Source organism: Nosocomiicoccus massiliensis (genome assembly GCF_000438455.1).
Classification (GTDB): domain Bacteria; phylum Bacillota; class Bacilli; order Staphylococcales; family Salinicoccaceae; genus Nosocomiicoccus; species Nosocomiicoccus massiliensis.
In genome coordinates, this window is record NZ_CAVG010000144.1 from 14376 (window position 1) to 33310 (window position 18935).

Below are 18935 nucleotides of genomic sequence, written 5' to 3' on the forward strand. Positions count from 1 at the left end.
CGTATGAGAAAGGACTTTTGTTATGAACATTGAAAAATCCTTACGCGAGCGTCTAACAAATTCTGTAGTTAAAACAGATGAACCATTACAACGCTATACGTACTCACATACTGGTGGTAATGCAGATTACTATATATCAGTATATAATATTCACGATGCAATGGAAACTATCCGTTTTGCAAAAGAGTATTCAATACCGATTACGTATCTTGGAAATGGTTCGAATTTAATTATTAGAGACGGTGGCATTAGAGGCATTGTATTAAACACGTTAGAGTTAAAAGAAATTAAACGTGATGGTGATTATATTACGTCAGGTAGTGGTAGTCGTATTATTGACGTATCACGTTTTGCGCGTGATCATTCACTTACTGGATTAGAATTTGCGTGTGGCATTCCAGGAAGTGTCGGTGGTGCAGTTTATATGAACGCTGGAGCGTACGGTGGCGAATTAAAAGACTGCCTCGTTGAAGCTTCAGTAATTACGCCAGACGGTGAATTATTAACTTTAACAAATGAGGAATTACATCTCGGTTATAGACAAAGTATCGTTCAAGAAAATGGATATTTAGTCGTCGAGGCGACATTTAAATTAGAAGAAGGCAATTTATCTGAAATAAATGCGAAAATGGATGAGCTGACGTTTTTACGTGAGTCAAAACAACCGCTCGATTTACCGTCATGTGGTTCGGTATTCCAAAGACCCCCAGGGCACTTCGCAGGAAAACTGATTCAAGATAGTGGTCTACAAGGGCATCGAATCGGCGGCGTTGAAGTTTCTAAAAAGCATGCCGGGTTTATGGTAAACATTGACAACGGTACAGGTAGTGACTACGAAGAGTTAATTCACCACGTACAAGAAGTCGTTAAAGAGAAGTATGACGTGTTGTTACAGCGCGAAGTTAGAATTATCGGAGAGCATAAAGAAAAAACGATCCAAGATTAAATCTTGGATCGTTTTTAATTATTTTACTTCATTTAAAAATTCTTGTAATTCTTCTAGTTGGGCAATTGCTGACTTGTAACCACCAGAGTTTAAGTACCATCTTACTGAATTTAATTCAAAGATGTTATCATCTTTTACAGCATCTACGTTGTTAGTAACGTCAGTTTTAAGTACGTCTACTTTTGTAGCATCCTCACCGTTACTAATCGCTGCACCACGGTCCATCACTAAAATCATACTTGGGTTTGCTTTAGAGATGTACTCAAATGAAATTTGGTTACCATGTGACGCTGTTTTGTCTTCTGAGTCATCTTCAGAAGATTTGAATCCGATTGGATTATATAAGAAATCATAACGTCCGCCTGGGCCGTGTAGTGATAGGTCGCCACCATTTGTTTGGATGAACATCATTGTTTTATCTTTTTCAGAAACTAAGTTTTTAGTTTCTTCGATTTTTTCATCTAAATCTTTGTTTAACGCTTCCGCGTCTGATTGTTTATCGTATAACTCTCCGATAAATGTCGTCATTTCTTTGATATCTTCAAAGTAGTTGTCAGATTGAGCACTTACATAAATAATTGATGCGTTAGGTGCTGCTTTTTTAAATTCTTCGATTGATGGTTTGTTTGCTTGACGTCCACCAATCATGATGATTTCAGGATCTAACTCTGCAATTTTCTCGAAGTCTGGATCTTTTAATCCGCCGAGGTTTACATACTTCTCATCTTTATAAGTTTCTAGCTCAGGTCCAAGAATAGAGTCGTTTTCACCTTTAGGTAACGCGATAATGTTATCTTGTAAACCTAGTGCTTCAAACGTTGATGCAACCCCTAAGTCTAATAAAACTACTTTGTTAGAATTTTTAATCACGTCAATTGTTTCGTCAACAGCTTCAGTATCGCTATCACGTTCTGTTGTAAGACTCATTTCAAAATTGTTTTTGTATTGTACAGTTTCTACTGTATTTTCGTCATCTTTAGCTGGTTCTTCTTTTGTCTCTGACTGATCTGTACCGCCACCGTTACTACATGCAGCAAGTACGATAACTCCTATAAATAATAAAAGTAATGCAGATAATTTCTTAATGTTCATTTAAACTTCCCCTTCTAAATTTAGCCCCCACTAAATTTCAAGCTGTAGCGCACCCATCACCTCCTAAAAAGTGTAAGCGACTAGACCGCTCCAAATACTTGACGTGATTCAACCGCTTCACCATCAAAGTAAATACAAATTCGGTGACCACAAACGTTTTGTATTTGTAAGTCCATGTCGTATATATCTCTCAAAATATCTTCTTGGATGACTTCATCTTTAGTGCCAGATATTTTTAATTTACCATCTTTTAATGCTGCGATATTATCTGAGTAACACGATGCAAAATTAATATCGTGAATGACGATAATAATCGTCTTATTTTTATCGCGACATAATCGACGTAAGATTTGCATAATTTGAACTGAGTGTTTCATATCTAAGTTGTTGAGTGGTTCATCTAAAAATATATATTCAGTATCTTGAGCAATTGTCATAGCGATAAACGCGCGTTGACGCTGCCCACCAGATAACTCATCAATCATACGATGTTGTAAATCTTGAAGTCCCATATATTTAATTGCTTCGTCGATTTTTTCGTTATCTTCTTGTTTTAAACGCCCTTTACAATACGGGTATCGACCAAATGCGATAAGCTCTCGCACTGTAATGTTTAAATTTAAATGGTTACTCTGTTTTAAAATCGATATCTTTTTAGCGAGCTCGTTGTCCGGTTTTGTAAATAAATTCTCACCTTCTAACAATACTTCACCACTGTTTTTATCCATTAAACGAGTGACCATCGAGATCACTGTACTTTTACCGGCACCATTCGGTCCGATTAAAGACAGAAGTTTCCCTTTTTCTATATCGAGTGACACGTTATCGACAACTTTTTTGTTACCATACGCTTTAGAAAGACCTTTAATTTGTATCAAGCCTTACTCCTCCTTAGCATGAGATAGATGAAGTACACTCCACCTACTAAGTTAATGATAACACTTAGTTCGATGTTATTCTTAAATACGAACTGTACAACCATCTGACCAATTAATAAAGCGATAATGCTGATTAATGTGGTTCCTATAATAAGATATAAATGTTTATACGTTTTAAACACTTCATGGGCTAAGTTTACGACGAGTAGCCCTAAAAACATAATCGGTCCAACAAGTGCAGTCGATGCGGATACGAATATCGCAACGATAATGAGTAGTTTCGAAACTTTTAAGTCGTAGTTCACTCCGAGGTTGATCGCGTGATCTCTACCGAGCGCCATCACATCGAGCGATGAAAAATCGAGTAGCACGATGATAAGTAACACGATGACGATACCGAGCGTGATATAGAGTAACGTTTCATTTATCTTCGTAAATGACCCGAATAACTGTCCTTGTAATATTTGGAAGTCTTCTGGAGAGATTAGCACTTGCATAAATGTTGCTAAATTTCCAAAAAACGTTCCAAGTATAATACCGATAAGTAATAGTATGAAGACATTGTTTTTCGTCAATTTAAATAAGAATTTAAATACAAAAACTGTAAATATGACGAGTATTATTAAACTTAAGAAATAATTGTACGCGTCATTAAATAGTAATGGCGAACTGACTCCTGCAATAAATACGATCGCTGTTTGTATAAATACATAGACCGAATCTAACCCCATAATCGACGGAGTAATGATTCTATTTTTAACAATCGTCTGGAATACTACCGTTGATACTGCGATTGCAGTTGCAACGATAATAATTGCAAACGTACGGAGCATTCTTGACGGTAGTTGATAATGTAAAATCTTAAAATTTATACCGTACAACATATAAAAGGCTATAAGTCCGAGTGCTACGACTGATAAAACTATCAGTAGCGTTATATTTTTCTTATTACTATGCATGCTTTACCCTCCTATAAATCATAAATAGGAAGATTGCACTACCAAATACAGCGATGACGAGTCCAACAGACACTTCATATGGGTAAATAATCACACGGCCGATGATGTCACAAACCATAACGAATATCCCACCGAGTGTTGCGGTTAAGAAAATCGTACTGCGTAAATGATCCCCTCTAAAAATAGAGACGATGTTCGGAACGATTAACCCTAAAAATGGAAGCATACCAACTGTTACAACGACAATTGCTGTAATCGCAGCGGTAATAAATAGTCCAATATTTACGACACGCTTATAATTCAGACCTAAGTTTTTAGAGAAATCTTCTCCCATACCAGCAACTGTAAACTGATGTGCATAAAAAATTGCTAATAGCAATAACGGAATACTAATATATAAAATCTCGTATCGCCCAGTGACTAGCGTAGAGAAACTCCCGTGCATCCACGCTCCGATGGATTGTAAATTATTCGTTCTAAGTGCTAAAAACGTCCCGATACTCGAAACAACCCCACCGAGCATAATACCGATCAGTGGAACGAAAATGATATCTTTAAATTTAATACGTGTAATAATCTGCATGAAGATTAACGTCCCGATAAGTGATAGCGCAGTTGCAAATGATAATTTCATTAACATACTCGCTGCCGGGAAAAATATCATTCCGATTAAAATACCGAGTTGCGCCCATTCCATCGTCCCTGCTGTCGTCGGTGATACGAACTTGTTACGCGTAAGCTGTTGCATAATTAAACCAGATGTCGCAAGAGCAGCACCTGCAATGATAATTGATACAGTACGCGGTATTCTACTATGTAATAAAACTGTCTTTTGTTGCTCATTTAAATTAAATATATCTGATAAAGGCAAACTACTGACTCCAACAAAAAGAGAAAGTATCGATACTAATATGAGCACAATAATTAGTATGTCAAGCCTAAATAATTTCTTCATCATGTGAATCCGCCTAATTGATAATCATTCTCATTGAATTTCTATTTATCATTATACTACACGATTCTCTATTTACAAGCATAATAGATAAAAACCACTCAAAAATGAGTGGTTTTTTAATGAATGATGATCGTTTCGTTATTATCATTTGAAATCTCATCATCTAGAATTTTAAAAATAGTCCCAAGTGCATTGTCGTCGTTTGGATTGAACGAAGCATCTCGTTCAGTCGGACGATAGCTTAGCGTATAAACGTTAAGATCTTCTTTACGAAGCTCGCTTTGTATCGCATGCGTGAGCCCTTCGATCGCACCGGTAACTGCGTAATATAAATTGTGTTCGAATGTTTCTTCACGTACAGGTTCTACTAGATTGATAATCTTCGTCTCTTTCGTTTCGATCAGTTGATTGCGTAACGTACGTACTCCAAGGTACGTTCCCCATACGTGTTCGTTCATAACTTCAGTAAATTCATCGTATGAAACGTTGTATACGTCGTTATCTTCAGTCTCAATGGAGTGTATAAAAATCACACCATTTAAACCGTCGTATGTTGAATCTATTTTATCGACCATATTTAACCAGTCGATTTCTTTTGCTTGTTCGAGTAAAAATACTTCGTGATGCGCATCACTATATGATTTTAATTCATTGTGTAGCGCTTCGAGTTCATTGTAGTCATTTCCAGATAATATTAAATTGTGCCCACGTTTTGCGAGTTCATGTGCCAAACGTTGCCCAATTGCTGTTAAAGCATCTGTAATAATGTACGTCTTTTTCATCTAAGTACCTCCATTAGAATGTTCACCATTCTTAGATACTTATTTTACGCCATTCTATTTTTTTCGTCTAGAAATGTAATTACTCTACGACAACTTCATTTTTAGGCATTGTGTGTAAGCCGTTCGCGTCAACGTGTGAAATAACTTCGTATGTTCCAGCTTCTTCAAACGTATAGTTCAGTTTGTAAAGTCCATTCTCAGTAAATTCACCTTCGATTTTATCGAGGCTTTCATCGTCTTTTAATACTTCAAATAATACTTTATCTGCATCGTTTACATCTTCATCGTTTGAAGTGACGTGTGCAACGAATTCAACTTCTTCACCAGCTGTTGCTTTTTCAGGTGTCGTTAACTCAACATCTAAACCAGCAACTTCATCGTGATGCTCGTGCCCTTCCATGTCGTCTTTGTTTTCGTCATTTCCACATGCTCCAAGTACTAAAACGCTTGATAATACTGCTGCACCTAATAGTTTTTTCATTGATATGTTGCCCCTTATATGTATGATATAAATTTAGAATATCATACATTTTTTGTTCTTTATCGCTTAATTATGTATAAATTTTGACAAAGATATATACCACTCTATGTGTTACACTATGATAGTAATTTTAATAATAAAGAAGGTATACAGTTGAACAATATAACGAAAGGGATTATCGCTTTAATTATTTCATCTCTTGGTTTTAGTTTAATGTCGCTCTTTGTAAAATATTCTGGCGACTTACCAACAGTACAAAAAGCGTTTTTTAGAAACTTCGTCGCGATGTTGATTGCGCTCGTACTCGTCATTCGCTATAAAGAACCACTGTTTGGTAAAAAAGAAAACCAAGGATTGCTATTACTGCGTTCAACGCTCGGGTTAATCGGAGTTATCCTTAACTTTTACACACTCGATAAACTCGTCTTAAGTGACGCAGATATTTTAAACAAGCTCAGTCCGTTCTTTACGATTATTTTATCCGCAATGTTTTTAAAGGAATATATTAGACGATTCCAAATGACATCGATCATCATCGCATTCATCGGTGCGATTTTTATTATTAAACCGTCGTTTGAAAGTGCATCGTTCGACGCGTTAGTCGGAGTGCTTGGTGCTCTCGCAGCTGCAGGAGCGTACACTGTGTTAAGAGTCCTCGGAGATCGTGAGAAATTTTATACCGTCGTATTTTATTTCTCAGGATTTTCAACAGTAGCGTTACTGCCGTTTTTCATCTATAACTATGAACCAATGACCGGGGGACAACTTATGTTCCTATTGCTTGCAGGAGTCGCGGCATCAGTAGGACAATTCGGCCTAACGATTGCATACAGTTACGCACCAGCAAAAGAGATTTCGATATTCTTCTACACGACGATTATATTTACTGCGATGTTTAGCATCATATTCTTTGGAGAATACCCAGATATGCTATCGATTATCGGGTACATTATCATCTTCGCAGCAAGTTTCTATATGTACATGAAGAACTTACCGCAAAAACGAACGTAATATATCTGTTGATGTAGAGCGAGACCATGTTGATACTGGGCCTCGCTTTTTTGGTGGAGTTGTTCGGGGTTTTTGTTAATTATCTCGATATATCTCATGATTTCAGATATTTTTTGTAAATAAGCGGTGGCAGGGAGGTAACTTTTTATCCTAAAAGAATAAAAACATCGTTTAACCAAATTATATTTAACAAAAATTTTGCGTTTTTGTTAGATATCCGGACTTATTTAACATATTTCGGTGTTGGCGCCGGGTTTTTGTTAATTATATTTTTTTATCTAACAAAAATGAGGCCGGAACCGGAGTTTTTGTTAATTATCTCGATATATCTCACACATTCAGACATTTTTTGTTAATAAAAGAAGAAAAACCTGGTTGCGATTTTGTCTTGGCAGCTTCGATAGTAGCTTTTTACCCTAAAATAGCTTTAATGCTACTTCACGAAATTATATTTAACAAAAATTTCGGGTTTTTGTTAGATATCCTGATTTATTTAACATATTTCGGTGTTCACGACCTGTTTTTGTTAATTATATTTTTTTATCTAACAAAAACGAGGCCGGAACCGGAGTTTTTGTTAATTATCTCGATATATCTCACACATTCAGAAAATTTTTGTTAATAACCGACCAACCAACAACAGCCACACCCCTCACACAATAAAAAAGTCTTTTCATCCTCTAAAGATGAAAAGACTCCTCACCTATTTCTTACTATACTCTTCGACCACTTTTAAAAAGTGTGGGCTGTAATGTTTGAGTTTATAGTTTCCGATGCCGAGCAGTTTAATCATGTCGCCTTTTGTTTCTGGCATCTTTTTTGCGATTTCCTTTAACGACGCATCTGTAAAAATCTGTGCGGCATCTATATTTCGCGCCAAGGCGAGTTCTTCACGCTTATCTTTTAGTTGCTGATAAAGAGCCTCGTTAAAGCTAGATTCCGTCGATACGTTTACTTTTTCTTTAAACTGAGTGCGATATGGCACAGTGTAAATCGTTTCTAAATCGTTCAGTACCGCTTCACTTTTGCTCACGACGTATAACGTATCATTTTCTAAATGTAAATATCCTCTAAATACTAATTCTTCGATAATATGGTGAATTTCACTCGTTAAGTAGCTCGATAACTGCCCGAACTGACTGACTTCGGTCAAGCCGGAATCAATAATGTTATCGTTCACTTCACCGCGCAGAATTTGAATGACTTTTTCAGGCGACAGCGACACTATTTTAACGAGTGTCATAATAAGTTTCGCTTCCTCAGTCATATCAACTGTACGCGCGTCACTTTTACAGTTTGAACATTCTCCGCACTCTGTCACGTATTCATTTTTATCAAAATATTTTACGATAAACGACGACAAGCATTTTGACGTTTCATTGTATTGAATCATTCGGTCTAGTTTTTCACGCATACTTTCTTTTACATCGTCACTCGCTTGTGATCGGTCGATGAAAAACTGCTGGAGCGCAATGTCTCTCGGGTTCGATAAAAGAATACATTGGCTCATTTTACCGTCACGACCCGCACGCCCAATTTCTTGGTAGTAACTTTCTAGGTCTCCGGGTAAATTGTAGTGGATAATGAACCGGATATTCTCTTTATCGATTCCCATACCAAAGGCGTTCGTTGCAACGATGACCTTGACATCATCTTTTATAAACGCATTTTGATTTTTTTCACGCTCAGACTTCGTAAGTCCAGCGTGGTAAATTCTGTTATCAATATTATTATCTGATAAAAAGCCACTGATCTTTTCAGTTTCTTTACGCGTCGCCGCGTATATTATGCCACTTTTGCCTCTATGTTCGTTTAAATAGTCAACGATAAAACGCTCGCGTTGGAACGTGTCATTGACAATTAACTCTAAATTGTCGCGTTTTACTGATGTTTTATAGACATTCGTCTCATCGATTTCTAAAAGCTCTATAATGTTTTTCTCAACGTCTTCAGTTGCAGTCGCAGTTAACGCGACTTTTACGGCGTCTCCAATATATTCATTGATGATCGAAATAACGTCTTGATAACTTGGTCTAAAATCGTGTCCCCATTTTGAAATACAGTGGGCTTCATCGAATGCAACAAGCTGGACATTAATTCTCGAGATAATTTCTAAAAACTCTTCATTTTTAAAGCGCTCCGGCGCGACATATAATAACTCAATATCCCCATTTAATAATCGTCGCTCGATTAGCGCTTGATCTTTTTTTGTCATGTTTGAGTTGATATACGCTGCTTTAATTCCTTTATCGACAAGCGCTGTCACTTGGTCTTGCATAAGCGAAATTAACGGTGAAATGACAATCGTCGTACCGTCAAACATTAATGCAGGAACTTGGTAACATAACGATTTCCCCGATCCTGTCGGTAATACTCCTAACGTATTTTGACCGTTTAAAACTGACTGTATAATTTCTTTTTGCTTTGGTCGAAACGTCTCTAAACCAAATGACTTTTTTAACACAGATTCCATACAACTCACCCAATCGTCCAACTTTTAAGCTAACTTATTATACATTAAATGATTCAAATATTAAAGTGAACTGAACTTTTCTATGAGTTATACGCTCGAGTTTCTTTCTTCATATAATTTTATGATTGTACGCTTTTAATATACGCGTACCAATGTATACGATAAAGAACGTTGCCGTCGAAATTGAAGCGACTGCGCCTGAAATTGAGATGTCTAAATAGAACCCGATGTAACAACCAATGACACTGTTAATTACTGATATCACGAGAGACAATACGATCATTTTAAATAAGCTTCTGTTGACGATTAAATAACTCGTTGCTGCAGGTGCGATAAAAAAACTAATGACGAGAATCGAGCCGACTGCGTCAAAAGCAGCAACAGCAGTGACTGAAACGAGAGTCATTAAAACATAATAGACAATCATCGCGCTAAATCCTGCAAGCGTTGCATACACTGGGTCAAAACTCGATATTTTTAACTCTTTATAGAATATTACGACAAAGAAAACGTTAATCATAAAGATAATCGACAACTGTACGAATGCGTACGGTAAGCTCATCCCGAATAGATCGATTCGGTGTAAAGGTGCATATAACACTTGTCCGAGTAATACTGCATCAATATCTAAGTGAACGTTTCTTGCGTAACGTGAAACGAGTATGACAGCTACTGCAAAAAGTGCAGTAAATACTAATCCAATCGCTGCATCTTGACGCATCATTTTCGATGCCGTAACGACCTCAATTAAATACACTGTTAAAATTCCAACGAAAGTGGCTCCGACAATAAGTAGCGGCGAACGTAAGTCACCAGTTAAGAAAAACACGACGACGATACCGAGTAAAATTGTATGACTTATCGCATCTGTTGCCATACCATTTTTTCTAAGTACGAGAAAAACTCCAAGAAGACTCGTCGATAACCCAGTCATTATAAGTACGAGTAATACTTCTATCATAGCGCCCCTCCTAACCGTTTATTACGAATCATTCGACTAATAAACCCTTTCGGTGAAAAGAGCATCGAAACGATGACGAAGAAACTGAGTGCTAATATAATTGCAGGACCTGTAGGGATACCAGTGAACGCTGTAGATACATATGTCCCTATAAATGCTGATACTGCGCCAACAATAGATGCTATAGTCAAGACGACACCATAGCGATTCGACCAGAGTTGCCCGATGACTGTCGGTGCAATTAAAATATTGACGATTAAAATCGCTCCGACAGCTTTTAATCCGACAGATATAATTGCCAAAGTCATAATGAGTATTAATACGTTGATCTTTTTTATATTAATACCGATTGACTTTGCATAAATGTGATCAAACATATAAATTTTTAATTCGTTATAAAACATAAAGAAAATTAAAAGTCCGATGACAGACGTCACGATAATTAAGTACACATCACTTTTTAAAATGTACGCGGCTTGCCCGAATATAAAATCATCGATACCTTGAGTCCCTCTATAGTTCGAGTGGCCTTGGACATAACTTTTTAACGCCATACCAAGTCCAAAGAAACCTGATAATATAAGCGCTAAAGCACTATCTAAAGAAATTTTAGACTCGTGCGTAATATGTTGTATGAGAAAAAACGCCACTGCACCCATTACCATTGCACCGACGACGAGTATATATGTCTCCATAATATTGAATAGCATAAATGCTAAAACGACACCTGGAAACGTCGAATGTCCAATCGCATCACCAATTAAACTTTGTCCTTTAATAACGCTGACAGAACCGATGACTGCACTCACGATAGATAAAATAACAGTTCCAAGTGCAACGACTTGAAACGTATAACTCATTAAGACGTCCATGTGCCGACACCCTTTTCAAAATAAGCTGCATTTACATTTTCTTCTGTCCATGCGTCATCGATCGTACCTTGTGCGATGATTCGCTTGTTTAATATGACGACGTGGTCAAAATATTCTGGAACTGTCATTAAATTATGGTGAACGACGAGGAACGTTTTTCCTTCTTTTTGAAGTTGCTTCATCGTCTTAATTATTAACTCTTCAGTCGTAATATCTATACCTTGAAGTGGCTCATCCATAATGTAAATATCCGCATCATGCGCAATCGCACGTGCGAGGAACACGCGTTGACGCTGTCCACCGGATAACTCAGAGATTTGACGATCTTTAAACGAAAGCATCTTCATCGTATCTAATGCGTCATAAGCAATTTTCTTATCTTCTTTTGTCGGTCGTTTAATCCAACCTTTATGGACGTAGCGCCCCATTAAAACGACATCAAAAACAGTAGCAGGGAAGTCCCAATTGACTTCCCCTTTTTGTGGTACGTAGGCGATATTTTTTAACGCCTGTTTACTACTACTATTTTCGACGGTCACTTTTCCGGAAACTGGCTTTACGAGTTGCATAATCGCTTTAATCATTGTTGACTTTCCGGAACCATTTGGTCCAACGATTGCTGTACACGTTCCTTTTTTCAACGCAAAATTCAAGCCAGAAACCGCTGGCGTATTATCGTAAGCGACTGTAACATCTTTCACTTCGATTACATTTACGCTCATGTGACTCACCCCTATTTTAAATGATCTACGATAACGTCGATGTTATGACGATACATCGTTAAAAACGTGTCTCCACTTTCTCCAACAGGCGCAAGAGAGTCAGATAATAATTCGTTACCGTCACTCACAAGTTCAACTTCTCCACCTTGTGCTTTAACGACTTCTTGAAGTCGTTTCATACGGTCAGGATTAGTAGTCGTTTCTATAAAGATTGCTTTAATATTGTTTTCTACAATTTTATCTGCAGTTTGTTGAATTTGATTATTCGAAACTTCACTGTCTGTTGACACACCTTGAGGTGCAAATACTTCCATACCGTATGCTCTTGAGAAGTAGTTAAACGCGTCATGTGGTGTGACAAGGACACGTGATTTTTCTGGAATTTCATCAATTCTAGATTTAATGTATGAATCTAGTTCCTTTAACTCTTCGACATATGCATCAAAATTCGCTTCATACTGCTCTTTACCATCTGGATTATTTTCAATTAGCGTTTCTTTTACACGTTCCATCGCTTGCTGATAAAGATCTAAATCAAACCAGAAGTGCGGGTCGACGACGATTCCTTCATCCTCTTCCATTTCTTCTAAATTGCTTTCGTTAAATTTTTCAGTTACTGACACTCCACTCGATAACACATCTGCCATTCGTCCTTCAAAATCTAAACCATGATAAAGAACGACATCCGCATTTTTAAGTGAATCTAAATCACTCGCTTTTGGTTCGTATACGTGTGGATCCTCGCCTGCTGGAATGATTAAATGTGTATCAAATCCATCCACACCTTCCTCTAAAACAGAAACCATATCTTTTAAGAAAGTAGTCGTGACGACTAAGCTTGGTTTTCTTTCGTTTGATTCTTTCTTATCAGACTGAGACTCCGAATCTGAATTTCCATTACCACATGCAGCTAAACATAAAGTAACTACTGCTACAAATAGTAAATATATTGATTTTTTCATCATCAATACCTCCAATTATTTTTATAAAGTTTAGGTTATACTAAATTTATAATTTTGTAAAGGCTAAAAATGAAATTCATAATTTAGACAAAAAGTCATTTAATAGTATTTAGCCCGTTTAATTTTTAGGTTTGTCTAATTTTTGAAAAATAAAACCCGACAACAAATTAATATTGTCGGGTAAAAAATTGTTATTACATTTTTTCTTTTACGAGTTCTTTACTGATTTTATAATCGATCGCTTTGAATAAGCTTTTCTTCCACATTTCGTAGTTGTATAAGTTGACGTACGCATGCTCGACATCAATTTCAGTAAATTTAAGTTTCGAGTCTTTGGTTTTTTGAGCGAGCTTATGCATATGATAGCTCGGTATCGTTCCGATATGTGTGTATTCTGTAGAGTCTTCAAAGTCGTTTAATGCGATAAACGGCTGGCCGTCTTTTAAAAACACACCGCCCGATACACCGTAGTTATCGACCGAATCATCTGTGTAATCGACCGCTTCACCTTCTAAATTAAGTGCGTAGCGGTATTTTTCGAACGTGACAGCATACGTGTCTTCTAACGTTCTATAGACAGATTCGTCGACACCTTTACGTTTTACGATATGGAAATTATCCGATAAATATACTTCTGCAAGTGAATATGATCCAATACCCCATGATACTGTCGAACGGTTGCGCATCATGCTAAAAATTTCGTCATGTAGTTCTGTATAGTCACGTCGCATCGTAATTTCGTCTCCGGACTCTAATACGTTAGAACCGTTCGTTTTAATTCCTCCTGCGATCGCAAGGTAGACACGTCCTCCGCGGTCAGAATCGTGGAATGTTAATACGTCTCCACGGTCGAGTATGTACATACGGTTAGCGGATAGTTTTTTATCGCCAACTGTCACGTTAAACAGTGCACCAGAAAACGCGATAACTGTCGGTTCTGTAAATGCAATTTTAGCTGGTCGAATGACCATTTCGATCGTCTTTTCATCGACAGGGTTACCGACGAGTTTATTTGCGATTTGCGGCGATAAGTTGTCGAGTGCTTCAGATGATGAAACTACTGTAGACAGTAGTCCTTTATCTTGAATAATAATACTCATTTTAAAACACCTACCACTTCTTCAATCACTTCATGTACAACTTCTGATGGATCGATCATGCTTAGACGGTCCATCATTAACGTTGGATGGTACAAAATATTTACTGTAGATGTCGTAAATACGATATCGTATATTTCGTCTGTTTTTAACGCCTCAAATTTTTGCTGCATCAATTCTTTTTCGCTATCAGTCAGTATTTTACTGCCTTGATAGGTCATTACACGTTCACCATTTTCAAAAATCATCACCATTCTCCTAACTGTCTGGATTGTAGAATATTTCTAGTTTTTGACTTACAAACTCTACGGTGTTATCCATGATCCAACCGATGAGTATAATACTTACGATGATTCCGACGACTACGACGAGTAGTGCGACGAGTGTAATGTCATTTTCATATAAATATGTACTGATATAGAACGCCAATATAATGACGGCGACTAATATGCCTAATAATAATAGTGTAAACATAGTTCACTCCTAAACTTGTAGGTTCACTTTGACCCACTCTCTTAAACTATTGATTAAATAAATCGTAATCTCGTTATTGTTATATCGTTCGGTTATTTCATCTAAAGTAAAATCTCGTACACTTATAGTACCATTGTCTAATAAAAATTGTCTCATCACACCATTTAATAGACCATTTTTACTCGGTGTGAAATAACCGTCATGCGTTTTAACGACTAGATTACCGATGTTAAACTCTGTGATTCTTTCCGTTTTATCATAGTATAACGCATACGGATACTCACTTGTTTTATATTGGTCTCGATTCGTCGTTTTATGTTCTAACCATTTCGTTTCTATACAGTCCATTGGAATGACATTTGCGGTAATCTCTGTTGTTTCTTCTAACTTATCATGCGTCAATGTTAAATCATTATTGTATAGTGCACGAATTCGGTATAAGCCTTGATTTAAGTTATGCATTTTTACATAACTGTTAACCGCTTCTTTTAAATCTATCTTTTTCAGATGAAATACTTCAGCCGACTGATTGATACGTCTATTATGATAATCTAACCGCTTCACAACACCGTCTTCAAGACGCATCGTTTCAATAAGTTCAGTCATATGCTTGCTCTAAAAATTTAGATTTTGTAAGTATTTCGTGATACTCATTCGTCTTATCAGAATTGTACGTAATACCGCCGCCAGCTGCGTACGTATATTTATTACCTTCGATGACAATCGTACGAATCGGTACGTTCACAACTGTCGTTTGATCATTAAATAAAAGACCAATAGCGCCGCAGTAATATCCACGCTTTGTCGATTCGAGCGTTTCAATAATTTCCATCGTCATTTGCTTTGGCGCACCCGTAATCGATCCACACGGGAAGAGTGAGTCGAACACCTCGCTAAATGGTAAATCTTTTAACTGACCTTCAACTGTCGATGTCATTTGAAACACTGTTTTATATTTTTCAATTGTAAATAAATGCGGAACAGTCACCGTGCCACTTTGTGATACTCTCGATACATCGTTTCTTAGTAAGTCGACGATCATTACGTTTTCTGCACGGTCTTTTTTAGAATTCTTTAAAAAGACATAGTTTTCTTCATCTTGTTCTGGCGTTTCGCCGCGAGGTGCTGTCCCTTTCATTGGACGCGTTCGAATCGTCCGGTCACTATCGATTTCAAAAAACAACTCTGGCGATGCGCTGACAATTGCTAAATCACCGTGCTCAATGAACGCTGTGTAGCCACCATTATTTTCTTCAGTGAGCCTTTCATAGAGCGCATGCGCATCTCCTGAAAACTCCCCATGCATACGCGTCGTATAATTCACTTGGTACGTATGCCCATCTCGTATATAATCTCGTACTTTCTCGATATTACTTTCGATTTCTTCTTGTGTTTCAATCATTTTATACGGAGATAATGTATACGAACCATTTTCTCTTTCAGATAAAAAGACGTCTCTAGAAACCGGTGCATCGTAAATTGCAGCGAGAAATTCCGTTTCATCTTTTTTATACGACTCATATGTCACTGCAAAAAGTGCATATTGGTCGTTTTGTTGCGCAGTTTCTAACACGTCTAATACATCTTTTAAAGGTGTTGTTTCATCGTATGTTTTCACTGGGTTTACAAAATATAAGTCTTCCACGACGCCATTTTTTGTGAAATTGATATGTGCTTTCATTTAGCATCTCTCCAATACGATATCGATAAAGTTATTAATTTGAGCGTGACCTTCTTCAGATAATATCGATTCTGGATGATATTGCAGTCCAAAAATGTCCTCAGCTTTATGGCGGATGGCCATTATTTCATCGTCTGCTGTGCCAACGACTTCAAATTCGTCGTTTTCGCCTTCACAGACGAGTGAATGATATCGCGTAATCTGAATTGGATTTTCGATATTTTTAAAGATAAATTTTTCGTCGTGCATAAGATTATACGTTTCACCGTGAACCGGGCGTTTTAAATGTGTCACTGTGCCACCTGTCATATGCCATAACATTTGATGACCGAGACAAATTCCTAAAATCGGAACTTTCCTCCAAGCGGATTTTAAAAATTCAATTACTTCCGGTCGGTCTTTCGGATGAGATGGCCCTGGAGAAACGACAATTCCTATAATACTTTCATCATTTATGGTATCATTGTTAAGTTCATACGGTTGTTTCACGATTATATTTACACCTTTGTCGTTCATTTCTAAATAATGAACGAGATTATACGTAAATGAATCGTAGTTATCAATCATTAGTATATTCATAAAATTTCCTCTATATGTTAGTGATACGTTCTATTTTATACGAAATTTAATTTAATAGAAAGGCGGATACTAGCGATGGACAATAGTAATTTACACGATAGAATTTGGACAAAAGATTTCATTATTATTTTATTTGCAAACTTCTTTATTTTTCTATCGTTTCAAATGACGTTACCGACATTACCGTTGTTCGTTCAAGACCTCGGTTTAGATAATAAATATATCGGTCTCGTCGTTGGGATATTTACTTTTAGTGCACTACTCATTCGACCAGTCGCTGGAACGTGGCTTGACACAAAAGGTCGTCGCTACGTGTTCTTCTACGGTTTAATCATATTTTTAGTGTCGACATATTCGTTAACAATTAGTACAGTACTATTCGTTTTATTAATTGTTAGAGTTGTTCAGGGTATTGGATGGGGATCTTTAACGACCGCAACAGGGACGATCGCGACGGACTTAATTCCAGCATCTCGTCGTGGTGAAGGTCTCGGGTTTTTCTCTATTAGTGCGAATATTGCTCTTGCACTTGGACCGGCACTCGGTTTATTTTTAGTCGATTACATTTCGTTTACGTGGTTGTTTATCCTCTGCGGAACGTTAATACTCATTGCATTCATTCTTGCAACGCAAATTAATTATGTAAAACCAGATCCGGAGACGAGTAAGAGTACGACGTATCACCGTTTTGATGTATTTGAAAAAACGGCGTTGCCGGCCTCGTTTTTACTTATGTTCGTGACATTTACGTTCGGCGGTATCGCAGCGTTTTTACCTGCATACACAATCGAACTTGGATTCTCGTCACACAGCATTCAAATATACTTTGTTGTTTACGCACTCGCACTACTCTCTACTCGATTTTACGCCGGACAATTATTTGACCGTCATGGTATGGGAATTGTATTCGTCCCAGGGATGATCATGATTACAGTTGCTATGTTTATGATGTTCTCTATGACTTCTGCGACGACGTTATACATCGCTGCAATATTATACGGACTCGGTTTTGGATTTGTACAGCCAGCACTTCAAGCGATGGCAGTAAACCGCGCAGCGTCGAACAGACGCGGTATGGCAAACGCAACGTTCTTCTCATTCTTTGATTTAGGAGTTGGACTCGGAGCGTTAATATTCGGGTTCGTGTCAGATTTATTTGGTTATTCGTACATTTACTTAATCAGCGCGATAAGTATTATCATCGCTTTTAGTTTTTATTTAGCATTTATATTTAAACATCGAAAAGAAAAAGCATAAAAGTTTTTTTACTGTAAATGTTTATAACATATATGGTTGGGTATATATAATATATCAGATAATAATACTGGTATTTTAAAAAACACATTTAGTTTATTTTAATATATAAACTACTTACAGGAGGAATTTTTATGTTAGGATGGCTTTGGACTTTAATCGTTGGTGGTATCCTCGGTTGGATCGCTGGCTTAATCGTTAGTAGAGACATTCCAGGCGGTGTTATTGGTAACATCATCGCAGGATTAGTCGGTGCATCAATTGGTAACGCACTTGGATTAAATATTGGACCAACAGTTGGTGGCATGAGTATCGTAGGCACACTACTCGGTGCGATTATCTTAATCTTAATCGTATCATTCATTTTTGGACGACTAAGAAAATAGTAATATTTAAAAGAGAGAAACTCCGTAAGGCTGATGGCCTTGCGGAGTTTTTTCGTTGTATCAGAAGTGTAATTATAGAACTTCGTTTGGTTTTATTTAACAAATTTCGTGTCGGCAGCTGAGTTTTTGTTAATTATCCTGATATATCTAACAATTTTAGAGAATTTTTGTTAATAAGTGCCGAGCGTTAATTGCTTTTTATCCTAAAAGATTAAAAACACACTTCCACCAAATTTTATTGAACAAAAAAACTGCGGTTTTGTTAGATATCCGGATTTATTTAACATATTTCGGCTCGCCGTCCCCGTTTTTGTTAGTTATATTTTTTTATCTAACAAAAAAGAGACCGGAACTTGAGTTTTTGTTAAAT

General features: G+C 37.0%; 21 protein-coding genes. 4 read left to right on the top strand and 17 right to left on the bottom strand.

Features of this window, described 5'->3' with window-relative positions:
* Positions 1 to 22: 22 nt before the first annotated feature.
* On the top strand, positions 23 to 946 hold the full coding sequence (murB, locus tag TJ68_RS07125; protein WP_040929474.1) for a UDP-N-acetylmuramate dehydrogenase: 924 nt from the start codon (positions 23 to 25) through the stop codon (positions 944 to 946).
* Positions 947 to 964: 18 nt separating this feature from the next.
* Here murB and TJ68_RS07130 read toward each other — a convergent pair whose 3' ends face one another.
* The 6 genes from TJ68_RS07130 to TJ68_RS07155 all read right to left on the bottom strand — a co-directional run bounded on the left by TJ68_RS07130 (position 965) and on the right by TJ68_RS07155 (position 6093).
* Positions 965 to 2038 (bottom strand): siderophore ABC transporter substrate-binding protein, encoded by a 1074-nt coding sequence (locus TJ68_RS07130; RefSeq protein WP_040929475.1) that lies wholly within the window; start codon positions 2036 to 2038, stop codon positions 965 to 967.
* A gap of 80 nt (positions 2039 to 2118) precedes the next feature.
* Entirely contained in the window at positions 2119 to 2916 is a 798-nt protein-coding gene (locus tag TJ68_RS07135; protein WP_040929476.1) for an iron ABC transporter ATP-binding protein, read from the bottom strand.
* A complete protein-coding gene (locus TJ68_RS07140; RefSeq protein WP_040929477.1) occupies positions 2913 to 3875 on the bottom strand; it encodes an iron chelate uptake ABC transporter family permease subunit in 963 nt (320 codons plus the stop codon). The genes TJ68_RS07135 and TJ68_RS07140 overlap by 4 nt, the downstream gene beginning before the upstream one ends.
* Positions 3868 to 4830 carry an ABC transporter permease gene (locus tag TJ68_RS07145; protein WP_040929496.1) on the bottom strand — a complete coding sequence of 321 codons (963 nt, stop codon included), beginning with the start codon at positions 4828 to 4830 and terminating at the stop codon, positions 3868 to 3870. The genes TJ68_RS07140 and TJ68_RS07145 overlap by 8 nt, the downstream gene beginning before the upstream one ends.
* A gap of 116 nt (positions 4831 to 4946) precedes the next feature.
* The gene (locus TJ68_RS07150; protein WP_040929478.1) at positions 4947 to 5612 is read right to left on the bottom strand and encodes an SDR family NAD(P)-dependent oxidoreductase; all 666 of its coding nucleotides are present in this window, start codon (positions 5610 to 5612) and stop codon (positions 4947 to 4949) included.
* A 79-nt stretch (positions 5613 to 5691) separates the two neighbouring features.
* Positions 5692 to 6093 carry a FixH family protein gene (locus tag TJ68_RS07155; protein WP_040929479.1) on the bottom strand — a complete coding sequence of 134 codons (402 nt, stop codon included), beginning with the start codon at positions 6091 to 6093 and terminating at the stop codon, positions 5692 to 5694.
* 153 nt (positions 6094 to 6246) lie between these two features.
* Between TJ68_RS07155 and TJ68_RS07160 the strand changes: the two genes are divergently transcribed.
* The gene (locus TJ68_RS07160; RefSeq protein WP_187364864.1) at positions 6247 to 7104 is read left to right on the top strand and encodes a DMT family transporter; all 858 of its coding nucleotides are present in this window, start codon (positions 6247 to 6249) and stop codon (positions 7102 to 7104) included.
* 703 nt (positions 7105 to 7807) lie between these two features.
* Here the strand turns inward: TJ68_RS07160 and recQ are convergent.
* From recQ to TJ68_RS07215, 11 genes are all read right to left on the bottom strand, one after another.
* A complete protein-coding gene (gene recQ, locus TJ68_RS07165; protein WP_040929480.1) occupies positions 7808 to 9577 on the bottom strand; it encodes a DNA helicase RecQ in 1770 nt (589 codons plus the stop codon).
* Between the two features lie 109 nt (positions 9578 to 9686).
* Positions 9687 to 10538, bottom strand: coding sequence for a metal ABC transporter permease (locus TJ68_RS07170; protein ID WP_040929481.1), 852 nt, complete (start codon positions 10536 to 10538; stop codon positions 9687 to 9689).
* Entirely contained in the window at positions 10535 to 11398 is an 864-nt protein-coding gene (locus TJ68_RS07175) for a metal ABC transporter permease (RefSeq protein ID WP_238316063.1), read from the bottom strand. The genes TJ68_RS07170 and TJ68_RS07175 overlap by 4 nt, the downstream gene beginning before the upstream one ends.
* Entirely contained in the window at positions 11398 to 12132 is a 735-nt protein-coding gene (locus TJ68_RS07180) for a metal ABC transporter ATP-binding protein (RefSeq protein WP_040929483.1), read from the bottom strand. The genes TJ68_RS07175 and TJ68_RS07180 overlap by 1 nt, the downstream gene beginning before the upstream one ends.
* Before the next feature lie 11 nt (positions 12133 to 12143).
* Positions 12144 to 13097, bottom strand: coding sequence for a metal ABC transporter solute-binding protein, Zn/Mn family (locus TJ68_RS07185; protein WP_040929484.1), 954 nt, complete (start codon positions 13095 to 13097; stop codon positions 12144 to 12146).
* A gap of 191 nt (positions 13098 to 13288) precedes the next feature.
* Positions 13289 to 14194: a 5-oxoprolinase subunit C family protein gene (locus TJ68_RS07190; RefSeq protein WP_040929485.1), complete on the bottom strand. Its 906-nt coding sequence runs from the start codon at positions 14192 to 14194 to the stop codon at positions 13289 to 13291.
* Positions 14191 to 14439, bottom strand: a complete 249-nt coding sequence (locus TJ68_RS07195; protein ID WP_040929486.1) for a hypothetical protein — start codon at positions 14437 to 14439, stop codon at positions 14191 to 14193. Before TJ68_RS07195 ends, TJ68_RS07190 begins: the two co-directional genes overlap by 4 nt.
* Before the next feature lie 10 nt (positions 14440 to 14449).
* Positions 14450 to 14665, bottom strand: a complete 216-nt coding sequence (locus TJ68_RS07200) for a hypothetical protein (RefSeq protein ID WP_040929487.1) — start codon at positions 14663 to 14665, stop codon at positions 14450 to 14452.
* 9 nt (positions 14666 to 14674) lie between these two features.
* Positions 14675 to 15271, bottom strand: a complete 597-nt coding sequence (locus tag TJ68_RS07205) for an aminotransferase class IV (protein WP_040929488.1) — start codon at positions 15269 to 15271, stop codon at positions 14675 to 14677.
* Entirely contained in the window at positions 15264 to 16346 is a 1083-nt protein-coding gene (gene pabB / locus TJ68_RS07210) for an aminodeoxychorismate synthase component I (RefSeq protein WP_052327380.1), read from the bottom strand. The genes TJ68_RS07205 and pabB overlap by 8 nt, the downstream gene beginning before the upstream one ends.
* Positions 16347 to 16925, bottom strand: coding sequence for an anthranilate synthase component II (locus TJ68_RS07215; protein WP_040929489.1), 579 nt, complete (start codon positions 16923 to 16925; stop codon positions 16347 to 16349).
* A gap of 75 nt (positions 16926 to 17000) precedes the next feature.
* On the opposite strand from TJ68_RS07215, the gene TJ68_RS07220 reads away from it, so the two are divergent.
* Together TJ68_RS07220 and TJ68_RS07225 are read left to right on the top strand one after the other, a co-directional pair.
* Positions 17001 to 18182, top strand: a complete 1182-nt coding sequence (locus tag TJ68_RS07220; RefSeq protein WP_052327381.1) for an MFS transporter — start codon at positions 17001 to 17003, stop codon at positions 18180 to 18182.
* A 131-nt stretch (positions 18183 to 18313) separates the two neighbouring features.
* Positions 18314 to 18565 (top strand): GlsB/YeaQ/YmgE family stress response membrane protein, encoded by a 252-nt coding sequence (locus tag TJ68_RS07225; protein ID WP_040929491.1) that lies wholly within the window; start codon positions 18314 to 18316, stop codon positions 18563 to 18565.
* The last annotated feature ends 370 nt before the right edge of the window (positions 18566 to 18935 follow it).